The organism is Xenophilus arseniciresistens, assembly GCF_028023875.1.
GTDB classification, from domain to species: Bacteria; Pseudomonadota; Gammaproteobacteria; order Burkholderiales; family Burkholderiaceae_C; genus Xenophilus; species Xenophilus arseniciresistens.
Genome location: NZ_JAQIPB010000001.1, coordinates 545,020 through 561,952, shown reverse-complemented (window position 1 = coordinate 561,952; position 16,933 = coordinate 545,020). Strand labels below are relative to the sequence as shown.

Below are 16,933 nucleotides of genomic sequence, written 5' to 3'. Positions count from 1 at the left end.
CCGAAGGGGCTTGGCTTGCTGGTCTCATCCTTGGGTGTCGCTGCCGCAGTTGGTCGCATCCGCCACGGCGCGGACGCGGCCGGGTTTACTGATGCACAGGCCCTTGCGCGCCCATGGCGTGGCGCTGGCGCTGCTGAATCCCATGCCATCGATGTTGATGCCGGTGGCGGTGGAGTTCAGCAGGCCGTTGGGAAGGAAGGCAAAGCGGCCCGAATTCGTGAGGCTGATGTTCGCGATGCCGGCGGGCGCATCCTGGCGCAGCAGCAGTTCGTCAGACGTCGCGTCATAGTCGGAGCTGGCATCGCGGTCGTTGTTGGCGAACACGATCCAGCCGCTGGCAAAACCGGTGGTTCCTGCTGTGGACAGACAGGTTGTGGACGTCTTGGAAGCCACACGGCAGACGACGACCGGGCGCGCTCGGGCAATGGCTTCGGTGCGGGCAATGCGCAGTGAGCCAGTCAGTGCGTTGACGGCGTTGGAGACGCGCCACTGAATGATGAAGCGCGACATCGAAGGGGCCGCGATGCCGATCAGGATCGCAAGGATCGCGATCGTGACCAGCAGTTCAACGGCCGTCAGGCCGCGCTGACGCTGCGGGTCTTTGGGATCAAGGCGCATCATGCACATGGGAGCAGACCAGGTTGCGTTGCAGTCATTGCAGCTGGTCGCAGCCGGGCTTCCGATGCGTTCATGCCCCTCACGTCGGGGCCAGGCGGCTTGCGTCGAAAAAGTGAGGGCGCCGCGAGTGCGGCAAGAACACCGAGGATCGCGACCACCACGAGTGTCTCGATGATGGTGAATCCTCTTTGCCTCCCGACTGCGCGCGGCCTTCTATGGCTCTTGAGCTGCATGCGCGGATGCTAGGCAGCCAGCCCCGCGCAAGGGAAGCAGGCGCTGACAAGCGGTCAACGCCGATGGATGGATGGTTTGGATTAACGAGCGTTGACGATTGCTCGTTTCAGGTGACCATGTCGCCAGCTCCGGCGACAATTTTTTAGGCGCTTGCGCTAGATGTCCTGCAGCAACTGCCTGAACTCTTCGACGTCCTCGAAGCTGCGATAGACCGAGGCAAAACGCACATAGGCCACCTTGTCGAGCTTGCGCAGCTCGCGCATCACCAGCTCGCCGAGCTTGCTGCTGTCGATTTCGCGCTGGGCACTGGCCAGCAACTGCTGCTCGATGCGCAGCAGCGCGGCTTCGATGAGCTGGATGCCCACGGGGCGCTTGCGCAAGGCCAGCATCATGGATGCGCGGATCTTGCGCATGTCGAAGTCGGCGCGGCTGCCGTCCTTCTTGACCACGACCGGAAAGCTCAGGTCTGGGCGCTCATAGGTAGTGAAGCGCTTGTCGCAGGCGCCGCACTGGCGCCTGCGGCGGACGAAGTCGCCGTCTTCCGAGATGCGGGTGTCCACGACCTGCGTCTCGGCGTGGCTGCAGAACGGGCACTTCATGCTTGTATTTCAGCAGCCGCGCTCAAACGACGGATTCAGCGGTAGACCGGGAAGCGGCTGGTCAGCGCATGCACCTTGGCGCGCACGGCCTCGATGTTGGCCGCGTCGCGCGGGTTGTCCAGCACGTCGGCGATCAGGTGCGCCGTGGCGCGCGCTTCCTCGTCCTTGAAGCCGCGCGTGGTCATGGCGGGCGTGCCGATGCGTACGCCGCTGGTGACCATCGGCTTTTCCGGATCGTTGGGAATCGCGTTCTTGTTGATGGTCATGTGGGCGCTGCCCAGCACGGCCTCGGCTTCCTTGCCGGTGATGCCCTTGGCGCGAAGGTCGACCAGCATGACGTGGCTTTCGGTGCCGCCGCTGACGATGCGCAGGCCGCGCTCGGTCAGCGTCTGGGCCACGATCTGCGCGTTCTTTGCCACCTGTTGCTGGTAGGTCTTGAACTCGGGCGTCAGCGCTTCCTTGAAGGCCACGGCCTTGGCCGCGATGACGTGCATCAGCGGGCCGCCTTGCAGGCCAGGGAAGATGGCGCTGTTGATGGCCTTCTCGTGCTGGGCCTTCATCAGGATGATGCCGCCGCGCGGGCCGCGCAGGCTCTTGTGCGTGGTGGAGGTCACGACGTCGGCATGCGGCACCGGATTGGGATACACGCCCGCGGCGATCAGGCCGGCGTAGTGGGCCATGTCGACCATGAAGATCGCGCCCACGTCCTTGGCGACCTTGGCGAAGCGCTCGAAGTCGATGCGCAGCGAATAGGCCGAAGCGCCCGCGATGATCAGCTTGGGCTTGGACTCGTGGGCCTTGCGCTCCATGGCGTCGTAGTCCAGCACTTCGTTGGCGTCCAGGCCGTAGCTCACCACGTTGAACCACTTGCCGCTCATGTTCAGCGGCATGCCGTGGGTCAGGTGGCCGCCTTCAGCCAGGCTCATGCCCATGATGGTGTCGCCGGGCTTGAGGAAAGCCAGCATCACGGCTTCGTTGGCCGATGCGCCGCAGTGCGCCTGCACGTTGGCGGCTTCGGCGCCGAAGAGTTGCTTGACGCGGTCGATGGCCAGTTGCTCGGCGATGTCGACGAACTCGCAGCCGCCGTAGTAGCGCTTGCCCGGGTAGCCTTCGGCGTACTTGTTGGTGAGCTGCGAGCCTTGCGCAGCCATCACGGCCGGCGAAGCGTAGTTCTCGCTGGCGATCAGCTCGATGTGGTGTTCCTGGCGCTGGTTTTCCGCCTGGATGGCGGCCCAGAGTTCAGGGTCGGTCTGTTCGACCAGGATGTTGCGTTGGTACATGGCAGTCCTTCGAGGAAAAGGGTTCTTGCGGTTCAAACCCGACAAGAACTGCCCAGGCGAACGGCTGATCGCCAGACCCGATGCAAAAAAAGCGTGGGTGGCGGTGCGCTTCCCAGTGGTCTTTCCACGTCAGCAGCCTGCGCATCCAAGGTCGTGATGGATGGCGGCGCCTATCGCCAGTCGCGCACGCGGCCGAGTTTAGCCGAGCAGCACTGGCGTGCGCCGGCTCGGGGACGAAATCAGGAAGCTGCCAGCAGGGCCACCGTGTCGGGTGGCGTGGCGGCTGGCGCCGGCGCGATCACGGGAATGGGCGCAGGGGTGGCAGCAGGCGGGGGCAGCACGGGCACGGCCTGGCCGCGTGCCACGCTGGCCAGCCGGTCGCGCTCGGCCAGCACCTTGGCGGCATAGCCGCCATCGCTGGGCAGGTTGGCGGCGCCCACGTAATGGCGCAGGCCGCCTTCAACGGAACCCGCGCGGCGGATGCAGTCCTGCAGCACCTTCACGCCCACGCGCATGTTGGTGATGGGGTCGAAGGCCGTCAGCACGCCGCCTGCGCTTTCGTACTTGTCGCCATGCACGCGCGTCATGACCTGCATCAGGCCCTGTGCGCCCACGTGGCTCTGCGCGAAGGGATTGAAGCTCGATTCCACGGCCATGATGGCCAGGATGAGGGTCGGGTCCAGCTGGGTGCGGGAGCCGATTTCGTAGGCCTCGGCCACCAGCACGCTCAGCGGCTCGGCCGCGACGCGGTACTTGCGGCTGAGCCAGTAGGCCACGGCAGCCTGCTGGCGCGGCAGATCCTTGGGGCTGGCGGCCGTGGTGCGGTCGATCGCGGTGGGCGACAGGTCCGTGGCCTCGGGAGCCGGCTTGCGGGCTTCCAGCCAGGCCATCAGCCGCTGCTCGCCTGCCACTTGCAGGTCGGGGCGGGCCAGGAGGGCCAGTACAACAAAAACCATGGCCAGGCCGATCAGGGCAAAGCCGTTATGGGTGATCTCGAAAAAGCCTTCGATCACATCACCCGCGAAGGTCCGAAGGCCTTGGCCTGCAGAGGCCAGTGCTGCTTTCATTCGCACGTTCCTTTCGATGCGCTGTCGCGGCCTGGACGGCGTCCCTTCCCTCGGGAGTGGGCGGCGGCCGGTCGGGCTCAGAAGGCGCGTGGATTGGCAGGAACCGGGCCAGCCCTCGCAGGATGCGTTGTAGAGGGGAGGGCTGTGAGGCACCGGTTGCGCCGAAGCAAGGGCTCCGGCAACGTCGTCAGTGGGGCTTGCTCGGGCATCAGGAGGAGCAGGCCGGGGCGCATTCTAAACCGTCAATATATCCAGTCAATAATAAGGGTTTGATTCCATATTCCGAAAATCTCCTATTGAGAATTCTCAACGAGGCTGCAGCGGGTGATTGCTTTTTTGGATTTGCCTCCTGCGTGGCGGCGGCGTAATCTGCATTTGCCTGCTTCGCGCAGGCATGCAGCCTGAACCAAAGCCACGCTTCGACGAGTGCCTCGGTAACGGCAATCCTGGTGGCAATCTCTTGCCACCCGTCCGGCGGGAACCGTTTCTCTTCCTCCGGCGAAAAGATGGCAGCGGCCTCGCGCCGGCCATCGAGCCCGGTGACAGGACTGTGCGTCATGTCACCGGGCTTTTTGTTTTTCTTACAGGCATGCCATGCACTTGGGGCACACTCGCCCACGTCATGAATGTCGCTGCGCTGATCCGCCACAAGTGGGTGCGACGAGGAATCGTCGCGTTGGGGACCTTGCTGGGGCTGTGGCTGCTGCTGTGGCTGGCGGTGCCGCCCATCGCCAAGAGCCAGATCCAGAAGATCGCCAGCGCCCAGCTGGGGCGCGCTGTCACGCTGCAGCGCGTCGATTTCAAGCCCTGGTCGCTGGAACTGGCGCTTGAGGGCTTGCAGGTGGCGGGCCCGACGCCCGAAGCGCCCCCGCTGCTCACGGTGGGGCGGCTTTATGCCGATGCCGAGCTGCAGTCGCTGGTGCGACTGGCGCCGGTGATCGACGCGCTGCGCATCGAGTCCCCCGTGCTGCGATTGGCGCGTCTGGACGACGGCGCCTACGACATCGACGACCTGCTGAGCCGCTGGACGCGCCCCGCCGAGCCGCCGCCTGAACCCACCGAGCCCGCCGGCTTCGCGATCTACAACATCGCGGTGACCGGGGGCGCCGCCCACTTCAATGACCAGCCCGTCGGCCGCGAGCACGTGCTGCGCGACCTGAACCTGGCCGTGCCCTTCATCAGCAGCCTCAAGTCGCAGCGCGAGGTCAAGGTGGCGCCGCATCTGGCCTTCGTGCTCAACGACAGCCCCTTCGATTCGAGCGCCTTCAGCACGCCTTTCGTGGACAGTCGCAAGACCGAGGCGCGGCTGGATTTCTCGGACTTCGATCTGGCGCCCTACCTGGGCTACCTGCCCAAGAGCTTGCCGGTGCAGCTGCGCTCGGGCGTGCTGGGCGCCCGGCTCAAGCTCGAGTTCGAGCAGGCGCAGCCTCCCGTGCTGCGTGTTCAGGGCGAGATCACGGCGAGCAAGGTGTCCGCGCGCGACGCCCAGGGGCGGGAGCTGCTGGACTTCGAAACCCTGCGCGTGGCGCTGGCCGACCTGCAGCCGCTGGCGCGCCGCGTGCACCTGGCCGAGGTGGCGCTGAGCCAGCCGCGCGCAGTGGTGGCACGCGATGCCCAGGGCCGGCTCAATGTGGTGCCGCAGGGCGCCCCGGCCGAGGCTGCACCGGCCGTGCCGGTCACGCCACCGACGGCGCCAACGGCATCGACGCCCGCCGCTGCTGCCCCGGCCCCCGCCGCCTGGCAGGCACAGCTGGACCGCTTCGTGCTCGAAGGCGGGCAGATCGGCTGGCGCGACGCGGCTGTGAAGGCGGGTGCAACCGTGGACATGAAGGCGCTGCAGCTGGAAGTGCAGAGCGTGAAATGGCCCATGAAGGAGCCGGCGCGTCTCAAGGGCGGCTTCGAGATCGACGGCGCCCCGTTCACGCTGGAAGGCGAGGGCACCGACAAGGCTGCCACCCTGCGTGCCCAGGTCACGGGCCTGCCGCTGAGTGTGGCGGGTGCCTACCTGGCCGACACGCTGGCGCCCGCGCTGGCCGGCAAGCTCGACGCCCGGATCGAGGCCCAGTGGGCCGCGCCGGCGCTCAAGCTGCTGGCCAGCCAGGCCAGCATCGAGGGGCTGGCGCTCACCCAGGGCAAGACCGCGCTGGCCAGCGTGGGCCGCTTCGAACTGGGCGATGTGGCGGTGGACATGCAGACGCGCGACGTGCGCATCGGCCGCCTGTCTGCCCGCAGCCCCAAGCTGCGCGTGGAGCGCGACAGCGAGCAGCGCTGGATGTACGAGCGCTGGCTGGTTGCGCCCCAAGGCGGCGCTGCGGTCAAGACCGCGGCCGCGCCAGCCGCGCAGCCGGCCGCGGCCCCCTGGAAGCTGCGCATCGATGCGCTGTCCATGGACGACGGCACCGTGGCCTATGTGGACAAGGCCAAGGCCCAGCCGGTGGACGTGGAGGTCAGCGCACTGAAGATCCAGGCCGGCCCCATCGTGCCTGACAGCAACACCGTCACGTCGCTGGCCCTGTCGGGCCGGCTGGCCTCCGGCCGGCGCGCGGAACCGGGGCGCTTTGACTACAAGGGCAAGCTCACGCTCAAGCCGCTGTCCACCGAAGGCCGCCTGCAGACCCAGGCCATGCCGGCCCATGCCTTCAAGGCCTACTACGCCGATGCGCTCAATGTGGACATCCGGCGCGCGTACACCAGCTTCCGCGGCAACTTCGCGCTGGCGATGCCGCCCGAAGGGCTGAGGCTGAAGGTGGCGGGCGATTCCGCCATCGAAGACTTCCGCGCCAACAGCGCCTCGCTCACGCAGGCTGCATCGATGGATGCGCGCGACGAGCAGTTGCTGCGCTGGAAGGTGCTGAGCCTGCGCGGGCTGAAGGTGGACATGGCACCTGCGCAGCCGCTGAAGCTGGACGTGAACGAAACCACGCTGACCGATTTCTTCGCCCGGATCATTCTCGAGGAATCGGGCCGCCTGAACCTTCAAAGCCTGACCAAGAAGGGCCAGGAAGAAGGCGAGGCGGCGGCCGCGCAGCGGCCCGCCGCGGCCAGCCGGCGTGAAGCCGGTGGTACCACGGTCACGTCGAATGAAACGCCCAGGCCGGCTGCGCGCAGCACGCGCTCGGTGTCGGCCGAAGAGCAGGTGGGCGGCGACGAGCCCGCACCGCCCGCTGCAGCCACAACGGCGGCGGCGCCGGCTGCGGCGAGCGCAGACAGCGGCGGCCCGGCGCCCGTCATCAACTTCGGTCCGATCAGCGTGGTCAATGGCCGCGTCGATTTCACGGACCTGTTCATCAAGCCCAACTACTCGGCCGACCTGAGCGAGCTCACGGGCCGGGTCAGCGCCTTCTCGTCGCAGCCGCGCGAAGGCAAGCCCGTCATGGCCGAGCTGGAGCTGCGCGGCAAGGCCCAGCAGACGGCGGCGCTGGAGATTTCGGGTCGCATCAACCCGCTGGCCAAGCCGCTGGAGCTGGACATCACGGCCCGCATGAACGAGCTGGACCTGCCGCCGCTGTCGCCCTATTCGGTGCGCTACGCGGGCCACGGCATCGAACGCGGCAAGCTCAGCATGAACGTGAACTACAAGGTGGCGCCGGACGGCCGCCTCACGGCCACCAACAAGCTGGTGCTCAACCAGTTGCGCTTCGGCGAAGAGGTCAAGGGCGCGCCCAACAGCCTGCCCGTGCGCCTGGCCGTGGCCCTGCTGGCCGATCGCAATGGCGTGATCGATGTGGACCTTCCGCTGTCGGGTTCGCTCAACGATCCGCAGTTCAGCATCGGCCCGCTGATCTGGAAGGCCGTGCTCAACCTCATCACCAAGGCCGTGACGGCACCGTTCAGGCTGCTCACGGGCGGCCTGGGCGGTGGCTCCAGCGATTCCAGCACCGTGCCTTTCGCCGCCGGCAGCGCCGTGCTGACCGAGCAGGCCAAGAAGAGCCTGGACGGCGTGGTCAAGGCGCTCAAGGAGCGGCCCGAGCTGCGCATGACGGTGGTGGGCGTGTCCAGCTTCGACAAGGAAAAGGAAGCCTTTCGCCGCGAGCGCCTGCGCGAGATGGCGCTGTCGGAAAAGCGGCGGGCGGCCGTGCGCTCTGGCCAGGACGCGCGCCAGATCGCGCCGGTGACCGATGCGGAATATCCCGCGCTGGTGGAGGCCGTCTACAAGCGCGCCGAAATCACCAAGCCGCGCAACATGGTCGGCCTGGCCCGCGATCTGCCGCTCAAGGAGATGGAAGCGCTGCTGCTGGCCAGCATCCCGGTCGATGCGCAGGCCATCCGCGAACTGGCCGTGGGCCGGGGCGCCTCGGTGCGCGACTACCTGCTCGAGCAGGGGCTGCCTTCGCAGCGCCTGTTCCTGGGCAACGTGCGCACCGATGGCAGTGGCGCCGACTGGCAGCCGGGTGCGCAACTGCAACTCGACGCCAGCTGATCGCGCGATCACGCAAGGGTTCGCGCGCATCGTGCGCAAGCTCGGTGACAATAGCCCTTTTGCGCCGCCCGCCGGGCGGGGCGTCTGCTCGTCGATGACCGCCGTTGCGCGGAGACGGGCGCCAATCCCATCCAGTCTTTTCGCGCGTTGTGACACAAGCTGCCATTCCCCACGACATTCCGTCCCTCGACCAGCTCACGGGAGGGGTCTTCACGGCACCGACCTCGGGCGAGCGCGCGCAGCGCGTGCGCGACTGGCTGGCCAGCGACCCGTCGATGGAACTGATGCAGGCCGTGTTCAAGGAGCTCAGCGGCCGCGACAAGGGCGCCGCGCGGGCGTTGCGAGAGCGCCTGGACGAGATCAAGCGCGCCAAGGGCCAGGAGGCCATTGCCGCCGAATGGGCGCAGCGCGCCGAGGCGCTGCTGGCGCAGCCGCGGCTGAACATCGCCGATGCGATGGCCTGGCAGCGCGATGCCGCCAAGGCCGGCGCGCCGCTGTCGCGTGAGCCCCTGGCCGGCTTCAAGGGCCAGCTGGCCGAGCGCATCAAGAGCATCGAGGACCTGCAGCACCGTGCCCAGGTGCACCGCGAAGCCGCGGTGCTGCTGGCCCAGCGCTTTGAGGTTCTCTCCACCAAGCCCTGGCAGGACGCACAGGCTGCCGAAGAAAGCCTGCGCGGCGACGTGCAGCACTGGCTGGGCCAGGCCGACGAGATCGTCCAGTCGCCGAACTGGAGCAGCCTGGATGCGCGTTTCGCGCCGCAGCTGGACGCATCGAAGACGCAACTGGGCGTGGTGTCTGAAGCCTTCCACAGCGCACTGGCGCTGACCGTGGCTGCGGCCGCCGATGCCCAGGCACCGCTGCCGCCCGTGCCCGTGTGGGCCGACGAGATCCGCGTGGCGCGCGGCATTCCACTGGAAGCCGCCGCCGCGCCTGCGCCCAGGCAGGCCGCGCCGAAGGTCGACCCGGCCGTGCGTGCCGCAGCCGAAGCGGCCGTCGAAGCCGCACTGGCCAAGCTGGAGCAGGAAACGGCCGAAGGCCATGGCAAGGCCAGCCAGGGCGCGGCCGCCGCGCTGCGCGCCGTGCTCAAGGAGCACGGCCGCCTGGTGGGCGGCGCGCTGGAGGCCCGCGTGCATGCGGCGCTGGTGGCCGCCGGCGAACTCGAGGGCTGGCAGCGCTGGGGCGCCGACAAGGTGCGCGAAGAGCTGGTGGCCAAGGCCGAAGGCCTGCTCAAGCGCCCTGACGGCCAGGCCCTGGGCGGACGCAAGATGCAGGAGCAACTGCGCGCCCTGCGCGAGCAGTGGAAGCAGGTGGACCAGGGCGGTGCGCCCAACCACGCGCTGTGGAAGCGCTTCGACGAAGCCTGCAACCAGGCGCACAAGGTGGTCGAGGCCTGGCTGGACAAGGTGCGCGCCGATGCGGCCGAGCACAAGGCCCAGCGCCTGGCACTGATCGAAGAGCTCAAGGCCTGGACGGCCGCCCAGCCTGCCGACGACCTCAAGGGCCGCAACCGCGCGCTGCACCAGTTCTCCGACCGCTGGCGCGATGCCGGCCATGTGAGCGAGAAGACCTTTGCCGAACTGCAGCCGCTGTGGAACGCCGCGCTGGGCGCTGCGCGTGCGCCTCTGGAAGGTGCGCAGAAGGCCAGCATTGAACGCCGCCAGCAGATGATTGCCGAGGCCGCGGAACTGGGCGCCGCGCCCATGCTCCGCATCGACGCCGTCAAGGCCCTGCAGCAGCGCTGGCAGGCCGAGGCCCAGGCCGTGCCGCTGGAGCGCCGCCAGGAGCAGAAGCTGTGGGACGCCTTCCGCAAGCCCATCGACGATGCCTTCCAGCGCAAGACGGCCGACCGCGAGCGCGCGGCCGCTGCGGTGAGCGAACACGACCGTGCCGTGCTCGAGGTCTCCAAGGCGCTGGAAGCGGCCAACGCGAGCGGCGATGCACAACAGATTCGTGCGGCCGTGGCGCAACTGGAAGCCGCCTTGCGGGGCCAGCGCGTGGCCGCACAGGCCGCGCCCGCCGCCGCTGATGCAGCGCCTGCTGCCGCAGCCGAAGGCGGTGCGCCAGCCGATGCAGCCGCGCCGGCTGGCGAAGGTGGGGAAGCTGCAGAAGGCGGAGAAGCCGCCGCAACACCGGCCGCTGCGCCCAAGCCCGCACCGCGCCCTGTGGTGGCCGTGCGCGGCGACGACCGGCCCGGCGCCCAGCGCGCCACGCCCGCACCCGCGGGCCGCGCCGGTGACCGCCGTGATGGCCGCGGCGCACCTGCTGGCCGTGGCGGCGAACGCCGTGGCGATGACCGGCGTGGCGGCGCTGACCGCGGCGCGCGTTTCGGTGACCGGCCGCCGCGCGAAGAGCGCGGCCCGCGCCTGGGCGATGCCGCCTTCCGCGCGCAGCGCGAGGCCATGGACCATGCGCAACTGGCGCTGCGCAAGCTTGCGGCGCAGGCGCAGGGCGAAGTGCTGGGCCAACTCGTGGGCGCCTGGGAGCAGCGCGACGCGGCGGCCCTGCCGCCCGCCGCCGAACTGGGCCGCGGCGTGACCGCCTCGGTGCGCAACCAGTGGGCACAGGCCCTGGGTTCGGCACCCGCGGGCGATGCCGGCGAAGCGCTGCTGCGCCTGGAAATGGCGGCCGACGTGCCCACGCCGGCCGACCAGATCGATGCGCGCCGTGCGCTGCAGCTGCAACTGCTCACGCGCCGCAACGAGCCCGGACCGGCCGACACCTGGGCCCAGGATGCCGGCCGTGTGCTGGCCAGCGCGCACGACGCGGGCCATGCGCGGCGCCTGCAAAGCGCACTGCGCGCGCTGCTGCGCAAGGGCTGATACGGGCGCCATCGCCTGCTGCTTCGGTGGCGGGCGGCAGGCGACCCATCATGAAGAAGGGCGGCCCGTGCCGCCCTTTCTTTTTGGCCGGGCGCAGAACCCTGCGCCTTCAGCGCAGACCGGGTTTGAAGAAGGCGTCGAACAGCGGCGCGAGCGAGCCGAACTCGCGCGCAAAACGTTCGGGCGCCACGAAGTAGGCCTCGCAGGCCACGGCGAAGAACTCGGCCAGCGACGAGGCCGCGTAACCATCGAGCCAGGGCGGCTCGCCGCCGAAGCGTTCGGCCACGATGGCCTGTTCGCGGAAGCTGTCGTACGCCGGCTCCAGCGTGCGCTGCCAATGGGCGCGGGCCTGCGCCACGCTGCCCAGGCCCGCGAAGCCGGCCGGCAGCGGCGGGCAGCCGTCCACGCTGCCGTCGCGCATGTCGATCTTGTGCGCGAACTCGTGGATCACCACGTTGAGGATGGCCCCGTCGGCGCCCAGCCCGCCCTCTTGCACATGGGGCCAGCTCAGCATCACGGGGCCGTGCTCGCGCGCTTCGCCGATGATGGATTCGTCGTACTCATGCACCACGCCGGCGTCGTCCACGGCCACGCGCGGCGTGCTCACCTCTTCGGGCACCACCACGATGCCCACGAAGTCGTCATACCAGGCCAGGTCGCCGGGCAGGTGCAGCACCGGCAGCACCGCCTGCGCCGCAATGGCCAGCGCGACCTCGTCGGTGATCTCGAAGCCCAGCGCGCCGTGGAACTCCTTGTCTTGGAGGAAGCGCGCCGTGAGCAGGCGCAGGCGCTGCAGGTCTTCAGCGGGGCGCTGATGCAGGAATGGGTAGGCCTGCAAGGTGGCCTGCCAGGCGGCGTCGGGGATCTCGGGAGCGGCTCGCAGGCCGCGCAGCCAGCGCAGCATGGGCCTCAGGGCGCCGCTGGCAGCAGGTCGATGCGCTGCACGCCGCCCTGGGCCGTCAGGCGCAGCACCTGCGCACGCGGCGGCGAGGCGTCGGCATGCCAGTCGCTGAGCACCCGGCGCTGCAAGCCCTGCCCGAGCGCATGGTCCGCGGGACGATGGGTGTGGCCATGGATCAGCGTGCGCGCGCCCGCGGCTTGCAGCCATTGCCGTGCGGCGGCGTCGTCCACGTCGGCCCACACCGCCTTCGGATCGGCCTTGTGTGCTTCGCTCTGGTTGCGGATGCCGCGCGCAATGGTGCGACGCTCTTGCAGCGGGCGGCTCAGAAAGGCCTGTTGCCACGCGGGCGTGCGCACCTGGGCGCGAAACGCCAGGTAGTCGCGGTCTTCCAGGCACAGCAGATCGCCGTGGCTCAGCAGCCAGCGCTGGCCTTGCCAGTGCAGCACCGTCGGGTCGTCCAGCAGGGTCAGGCCGGCCTGCGCGGCGAAGGCGGGGCCGATCAGGAAGTCGCGGTTGCCGTGCACGAAGAACAGGGGGCGCGGTGGCTGGTGCCCCTGGCCGGCCTCGCGCAGCCATCGCGCGCAATCGGCTTCGAAGCCGGCTTGCGCGGCTGCGTCATCGCCCACCCAGACCTCGAACAGATCGCCGAGGATGAAGATCGCATCGGCGCTACTGCTGGCCAGGTACTGGCGCCAGCACTCGAAGGTGGCAGGCTCGCCTGCTTCGAGGTGCAGGTCCGAGATGAACTCGATGCTGCGCCAGCCTGCGTCGGCCTGCAGCTGGGCAAAAGAAGGCAGGACGGGCTGCGTCAGGGGTTCAGCCATGCGCTTCTTGCGTCCCGCCTGCGGGCTTCATTCCGACAGGACGGTGGCCTTTTCGATCACCACGTCTTCGACGGGCACGTCGTCATGGAAGCCCTTGCGGCCGGTCTTGACCTTGCGCAGCTTGTCCACGATCTCGGTGCCGCCCGTGACCTTGCCGAACACGGCATAGCCCCAGCCCTGGGGGGTGGGCGAGGTGTGGTTCAGGAAGTCGTTCTTGGCGACGTTGATGAAGAACTGCGCGGTGGCCGAATGGGGCGCGTTGGTGCGCGCCATGGCCAGCGTGTAGATGTCGTTCTTCAGGCCGTTGTTGGCCTCGTTGGTGATCTCGGCGCCGGTGGGGCGCTGCTTCATGCCGGGCTCGAAGCCGCCGCCCTGGATCATGAAGCCGTCGATGATGCGGTGGAAGATGGTGCCGTCGTAGTGGCCCTTCTTCACGTAGGCCAGAAAGTTCTCAACGGACTTGGGTGCTTTTTCGGCATCGAGTTCGATGACCAGATTGCCATGGTCCTTGATGCTCAGTTCGACTTGGGGGTTGGCCATGAGTGTGTGACTCCTAGAAAGTGCGGCGAAATGAAGCGGCCTCGGCAAAGGCCGCTGTCGGATGCTTATTTGACGACGGTGGCGCTGCGGATCAGCACCGGCTCCAGCGGCACGTCGCCCATGCCGTTGCGCACGCCCGTGGGCACTGCGCGGATCTTGTCCACCACCTCCATGCCGCTGACCACCTTGCCAAAGACGGCATAGCCGTCGCCGCTGGGGCGCGAGGCGTTGAGCATGTCGTTGTTCTTCACGTTGATGAAGAACTGGGCGGTGGCCGAATCGGGCACGTTGGTGCGCGCCATGGCGATGGTGCCGCGGTCGTTGCGCAGGCCGTTGCTGGCCTCCAGCGCAATGGGCGCGCGCGTGGGCTTCTGCTGCAGCGTTGGCGTGAAGCCGCCGCCCTGGATCATGAAGCCGTCGATCACGCGGTGGAACACGGTGCCGTCGTAATGCTTGTCCTGCACGTACTGCAGGAAGTTGGCCACCGTCTTGGGGGCCTGTGCGGGCGCGAGTTCGAGCACGATGTCGCCGGCCGAGGTGGCCAGCTTCACGCGCGGCGCGCCCTGCTGCGCCCATGCGGGCGCCTGGCTCAGGCTCAGAAGCAGTGCGGCGCCCAGGCAGGCGCGGCGGGACAGACTTGTGATGTTCAAGAGAGGCCTCGTGCGGGTGTGGGGAAGGGGCGAAGGCAGCGACGGCGCAGGCGCGGGGCTGCACGAGCTGCGCTCAACGTTTGGGCGCGGCCGGTTCCACGGCGTTGGGCGCGCGCTTGGCAGGCGCGCCCTGGCTGTTCATGGCTTCGAAGAGCTGGCGCACATGCGTGAGCTTGGCCTGCACGGCGGGGCCGGCCGAAGCGTAGTTCGTGGCCTTGGCGTATTGCTGCGCGGCCAGCCGGGCGTAGATGTCGCCCAGGTTCTCATGCGCGGTCACGTAGTTGGGGTTCAGGCGCAGCGCGGTTTCCAGCGCTTCGCGGGCCTTGTCGTACTGGGACTGGGCCGCGTAGATGGCCGCCAGGTTGTTGTAGGGCTCGGGCAGTTCCGGGTACTCGCGCGTGAGCTGCGTGAAGGCCTCGGTGGCCTCGGCGGTCTTGCCCTGGTCGCTCAGGATCACGCCGCGGATGAAGCGCATCTGCGGGTCGCGCGGGTTCTGCTGAAGGTAGGCGTCGGCCTTGGCCAGGGCCTGGGTGGCCTGGCCTGTCTGCGCGAGCTGTTTGACTTCGCTGTAGCTGTCGGCCAGGGCCGGGCCGGCGAGCGCGAACACGCAGGCGCTCAGGGCGCAGGCGCGCATCAGGCGTGGCAACAAGGCGATGAAGGAGCGGGGGAGGGCGGCGTGCTGCATGAAGCCTTGGGAAGGGGCGCGAGGGCACCAGCGGGGCAGGTGAAGGCGCCTCGAGACGGCCGTTTATACTCGCGAAATTGTAGACGAGGGGCTGCTGCAACCTTTGCGAACGGCTGGTGGGTTGCAGCGCGACGTGTTCGCTGCACAATGCGTCCCCCGGACTGTTCCGTGCGTAGGCCCCGATCAGCCTGCCACGCAGGACGCCGCGGGCGCCACGGCTCGCTGCTCAGCCACTTCGATTCCTCATGACCTTGCGCATCTACAACACGCTCACGCGTGCCATGGAAGATTTCTTGCCGCTCGAAGCGGGCCATGTGCGCATGTATGTGTGTGGCGTGACGGTCTATGACAGGCCCCATATCGGCAATGCGCGCTCGGCCGTGAGCTTCGATGTGGCGCGCCGGTGGCTCGAAGCCAGTGGCCTGCGCGTGACCTTCGTGCGCAACATCACCGACATCGACGACAAGATGATCCGCCGCGCGGTGGAGAACGGCGAGACCGTGCGCGCGCTGGCCGAGCGCATGACGGCGCTCATGTATGCCGACTACGACGCGCTGGGCGTGATGCGGCCCACGCACGATCCGCGCGCCACCGACTACCTGCCCCAGATGCTCGACATCGTGGGTGCGCTGCAGCGCAAGGGCCTGGCCTACGCCACCGAAGAAGGCGACGTGAACTTCGCCGTGCGCAAGATGCCGGGCTACGGCAAGCTGTCGGGCAAGTCGCTGGACGACCTGCAGGCCGGCGAGCGCGTGGCGGTCTCCACCGCCAAACAGGATCCGCTGGACTTCGTGCTGTGGAAGGCGGCCAAGCCCGAGGAGCCCGAGGACGCGAAGTGGGACAGCCCCTGGGGCCGCGGGCGGCCGGGCTGGCACATCGAATGCTCGGCCATGGCCTGCGCGCTGCTGGGCCAGACCATCGACATCCATGGTGGCGGCATCGACCTGATCTTCCCGCACCACGAGAACGAGATCGCTCAGAGCGAAGGCGCGCACGGTGCACCGCTGGCCAAGGTGTGGATGCACAACGGCTTCCTCAATATCGACGGCACCAAGATGTCGAAGTCGCTGGGCAACTTCTTTTCGGTGCCCGACGTGCTGGCCCACTACGACCCCGAGACGGTGCGCTTCTTTCTCGTGCGCGGCCACTACCGCAGCGAGCTGGGTTGGAGCGACCGCCATCTGGACGACGCGCGCGCGGGCCTCAAGCGCCTGTACACGGCGCTCGATGCCGTGCCGCCGGCCGCAGGCATCGGCATCGACTGGCAGGAGCCGCATGCCGCGCGCTTCAAGGCAGCGATGGACGAGGACTTCGGCACGCCCGAAGCCGTGGCCGTGCTCTTCGAGCTGGCCAGCGAAGTCAATCGCACGCGATCGGCGCAGGCGGCGGGCCTTCTGAAGGCACTGGCCGGCACGCTGGGCCTGCTGCAGGGCGAGCCGCAGGCTTTCCTGCGCGCCGGCACCAAGCTGGACGAAGCCGCCATCCGCTCGCGCATTGCCCAGCGCGCCGCGGCCAAGGCCGCGAAGAACTTTGCCGAGGCCGACGGCATCCGTGCCGAACTCCTGGCACAGGGCATCGTGCTCAAGGACGGTCCAGAGGGCACCACCTGGGCCTCGGCCCAGTGATCCTCGCCGCGCTGCCTGCCATGCCCCCAGCCCGCAAGCCCGAAATCAGCATCGTCACGCCCGACTACTGGGAGGAGGCCTGCAAGCACCTGGTCAAGAAGGACCGGGTGATGCGCCGGCTGATCCCGCAGTTCGGTGATGCGCGGCTGGAGTCGCGCGGCGACGCTTTCACCACGCTGGCGCGCAGCATCGTGGGCCAGCAGATTTCGGTGAAGGCCGCCCAATCCGTGTGGGAGCGCTTCGAGAAGCTGCAGCGCAAGCTCACGCCGGCCAATGTGCTCAAGCTCAAGGTCGACGACATGCGCGCGGCCGGCCTGTCGGCCCGCAAGGTGGAATACCTCGTCGACCTGGCCTTGCACTTCGACTCCGGTGTGGTGCATGTGGATGCCTGGCACGACATGAGCGATGAGCTGATCATCGACGAGCTGGTCGCCATCCGCGGCATCGGTCGGTGGACGGCCGAGATGTTCCTGATCTTCCACCTGATGCGGCCCAACGTGCTGCCGCTGGACGACGTCGGGCTGATCAAGGGCATCAGCGAAAGCTATTTCTCGGGCGACCCGGTCAGCCGCAGCGATGCCCGCGAGGTGGCTGTGGCCTGGGCGCCCTATTGCAGCGTGGCCACTTGGTATATTTGGCGGTCGCTCGACCCGCTGCCGGTGGCCTATTGA

14 protein-coding genes, 1 pseudogene and 1 riboswitch are annotated in these 16,933 nt (G+C 68.4%); of the genes and pseudogenes, 4 read left to right on the top strand and 11 right to left on the bottom strand.

Features of this window, described 5'->3' with window-relative positions; translation table 11 throughout:
• Nucleotides 1-24 precede the first annotated feature (24 nt).
• The 6 genes and pseudogenes from PGB34_RS02380 to PGB34_RS02355 all read right to left on the bottom strand — a co-directional run bounded on the left by PGB34_RS02380 (nucleotide 25) and on the right by PGB34_RS02355 (nucleotide 4,357).
• Entirely contained in the window at nucleotides 25-621 is a 597-nt protein-coding gene (locus PGB34_RS02380) for a GspH/FimT family pseudopilin (protein WP_271426461.1), read from the bottom strand.
• 98 nt (nucleotides 622-719) lie between these two features.
• Nucleotides 720-851, bottom strand: a pseudogene (locus tag PGB34_RS02375) (type IV pilin protein); the annotation flags it as partial.
• A gap of 156 nt (nucleotides 852-1,007) precedes the next feature.
• A complete protein-coding gene (gene nrdR / locus PGB34_RS02370; RefSeq protein WP_271426460.1) occupies nucleotides 1,008-1,451 on the bottom strand; it encodes a transcriptional regulator NrdR in 444 nt (147 codons plus the stop codon).
• Nucleotides 1,452-1,486: 35 nt separating this feature from the next.
• Nucleotides 1,487-2,731, bottom strand: coding sequence for a serine hydroxymethyltransferase (gene glyA, locus PGB34_RS02365; protein WP_271426459.1), 1,245 nt, complete (start codon nucleotides 2,729-2,731; stop codon nucleotides 1,487-1,489).
• Nucleotides 2,732-2,774: 43 nt separating this feature from the next.
• Nucleotides 2,775-2,925: riboswitch (ZMP/ZTP riboswitch) on the bottom strand.
• Nucleotides 2,926-2,970: 45 nt separating this feature from the next.
• Complete coding sequence (locus PGB34_RS02360; RefSeq protein ID WP_271426458.1) at nucleotides 2,971-3,798, bottom strand: lytic transglycosylase domain-containing protein; 828 nt, start codon at nucleotides 3,796-3,798, stop codon at nucleotides 2,971-2,973.
• Nucleotides 3,799-4,006: 208 nt separating this feature from the next.
• Nucleotides 4,007-4,357, bottom strand: coding sequence for a hypothetical protein (locus tag PGB34_RS02355; RefSeq protein WP_271426457.1), 351 nt, complete (start codon nucleotides 4,355-4,357; stop codon nucleotides 4,007-4,009).
• 63 nt (nucleotides 4,358-4,420) lie between these two features.
• On the opposite strand from PGB34_RS02355, the gene PGB34_RS02350 reads away from it, so the two are divergent.
• Nucleotides 4,421-8,218, top strand: coding sequence for a DUF748 domain-containing protein (locus PGB34_RS02350; RefSeq protein ID WP_271426456.1), 3,798 nt, complete (start codon nucleotides 4,421-4,423; stop codon nucleotides 8,216-8,218).
• A gap of 149 nt (nucleotides 8,219-8,367) precedes the next feature.
• Nucleotides 8,368-11,037 (top strand): DUF349 domain-containing protein, encoded by a 2,670-nt coding sequence (locus PGB34_RS02345; RefSeq protein WP_271426455.1) that lies wholly within the window; start codon nucleotides 8,368-8,370, stop codon nucleotides 11,035-11,037.
• Nucleotides 11,038-11,146: 109 nt separating this feature from the next.
• Here PGB34_RS02345 and PGB34_RS02340 read toward each other — a convergent pair whose 3' ends face one another.
• From PGB34_RS02340 to PGB34_RS02320, 5 genes are all read right to left on the bottom strand, one after another.
• Entirely contained in the window at nucleotides 11,147-11,941 is a 795-nt protein-coding gene (locus PGB34_RS02340) for a M90 family metallopeptidase (protein WP_271426454.1), read from the bottom strand.
• A 5-nt stretch (nucleotides 11,942-11,946) separates the two neighbouring features.
• Nucleotides 11,947-12,762, bottom strand: a complete 816-nt coding sequence (locus PGB34_RS02335; RefSeq protein WP_271426453.1) for a UDP-2,3-diacylglucosamine diphosphatase — start codon at nucleotides 12,760-12,762, stop codon at nucleotides 11,947-11,949.
• 27 nt (nucleotides 12,763-12,789) lie between these two features.
• Complete coding sequence (locus PGB34_RS02330) at nucleotides 12,790-13,302, bottom strand: peptidylprolyl isomerase (RefSeq protein WP_271426452.1); 513 nt, start codon at nucleotides 13,300-13,302, stop codon at nucleotides 12,790-12,792.
• Between the two features lie 65 nt (nucleotides 13,303-13,367).
• The gene (locus PGB34_RS02325; RefSeq protein WP_408647826.1) at nucleotides 13,368-13,946 is read right to left on the bottom strand and encodes a peptidylprolyl isomerase; all 579 of its coding nucleotides are present in this window, start codon (nucleotides 13,944-13,946) and stop codon (nucleotides 13,368-13,370) included.
• Between the two features lie 79 nt (nucleotides 13,947-14,025).
• Nucleotides 14,026-14,637: a tetratricopeptide repeat protein gene (locus PGB34_RS02320; protein WP_271426451.1), complete on the bottom strand. Its 612-nt coding sequence runs from the start codon at nucleotides 14,635-14,637 to the stop codon at nucleotides 14,026-14,028.
• 245 nt (nucleotides 14,638-14,882) lie between these two features.
• Here PGB34_RS02320 and cysS point away from each other — a divergent pair, with 245 nt between their 5' ends.
• Nucleotides 14,883-16,262 (top strand): cysteine--tRNA ligase, encoded by a 1,380-nt coding sequence (cysS, locus tag PGB34_RS02315; protein WP_271426450.1) that lies wholly within the window; start codon nucleotides 14,883-14,885, stop codon nucleotides 16,260-16,262.
• Between the two features lie 20 nt (nucleotides 16,263-16,282).
• A complete protein-coding gene (locus tag PGB34_RS02310) occupies nucleotides 16,283-16,933 on the top strand; it encodes a DNA-3-methyladenine glycosylase family protein (RefSeq protein ID WP_271426449.1) in 651 nt (216 codons plus the stop codon).

Excerpts from the sequence above, each read along its gene's own strand:
- PGB34_RS02380 (WP_271426461.1), bottom strand. The coding sequence starts at position 621 with ATGATGCGCCTTGATCCCAAAGACCCGCAGCGTCAGCGCGGCCTGACG.
- nrdR (WP_271426460.1), bottom strand. The coding sequence starts at position 1,451 with ATGAAGTGCCCGTTCTGCAGCCACGCCGAGACGCAGGTCGTGGACACC.
- glyA (WP_271426459.1), bottom strand. The coding sequence starts at position 2,731 with ATGTACCAACGCAACATCCTGGTCGAACAGACCGACCCTGAACTCTGG.
- PGB34_RS02360 (WP_271426458.1), bottom strand. The coding sequence starts at position 3,798 with ATGAAAGCAGCACTGGCCTCTGCAGGCCAAGGCCTTCGGACCTTCGCG.
- PGB34_RS02355 (WP_271426457.1), bottom strand. The coding sequence starts at position 4,357 with ATGACGCACAGTCCTGTCACCGGGCTCGATGGCCGGCGCGAGGCCGCT.
- PGB34_RS02350 (WP_271426456.1), top strand. The coding sequence starts at position 4,421 with ATGAATGTCGCTGCGCTGATCCGCCACAAGTGGGTGCGACGAGGAATC.
- PGB34_RS02340 (WP_271426454.1), bottom strand. The coding sequence starts at position 11,941 with ATGCTGCGCTGGCTGCGCGGCCTGCGAGCCGCTCCCGAGATCCCCGAC.
- PGB34_RS02335 (WP_271426453.1), bottom strand. The coding sequence starts at position 12,762 with ATGGCTGAACCCCTGACGCAGCCCGTCCTGCCTTCTTTTGCCCAGCTG.
- PGB34_RS02330 (WP_271426452.1), bottom strand. The coding sequence starts at position 13,302 with ATGGCCAACCCCCAAGTCGAACTGAGCATCAAGGACCATGGCAATCTG.
- PGB34_RS02320 (WP_271426451.1), bottom strand. The coding sequence starts at position 14,637 with ATGCAGCACGCCGCCCTCCCCCGCTCCTTCATCGCCTTGTTGCCACGC.
- cysS (WP_271426450.1), top strand. The coding sequence starts at position 14,883 with ATGACCTTGCGCATCTACAACACGCTCACGCGTGCCATGGAAGATTTC.
- PGB34_RS02310 (WP_271426449.1), top strand. The coding sequence starts at position 16,283 with ATGCCCCCAGCCCGCAAGCCCGAAATCAGCATCGTCACGCCCGACTAC.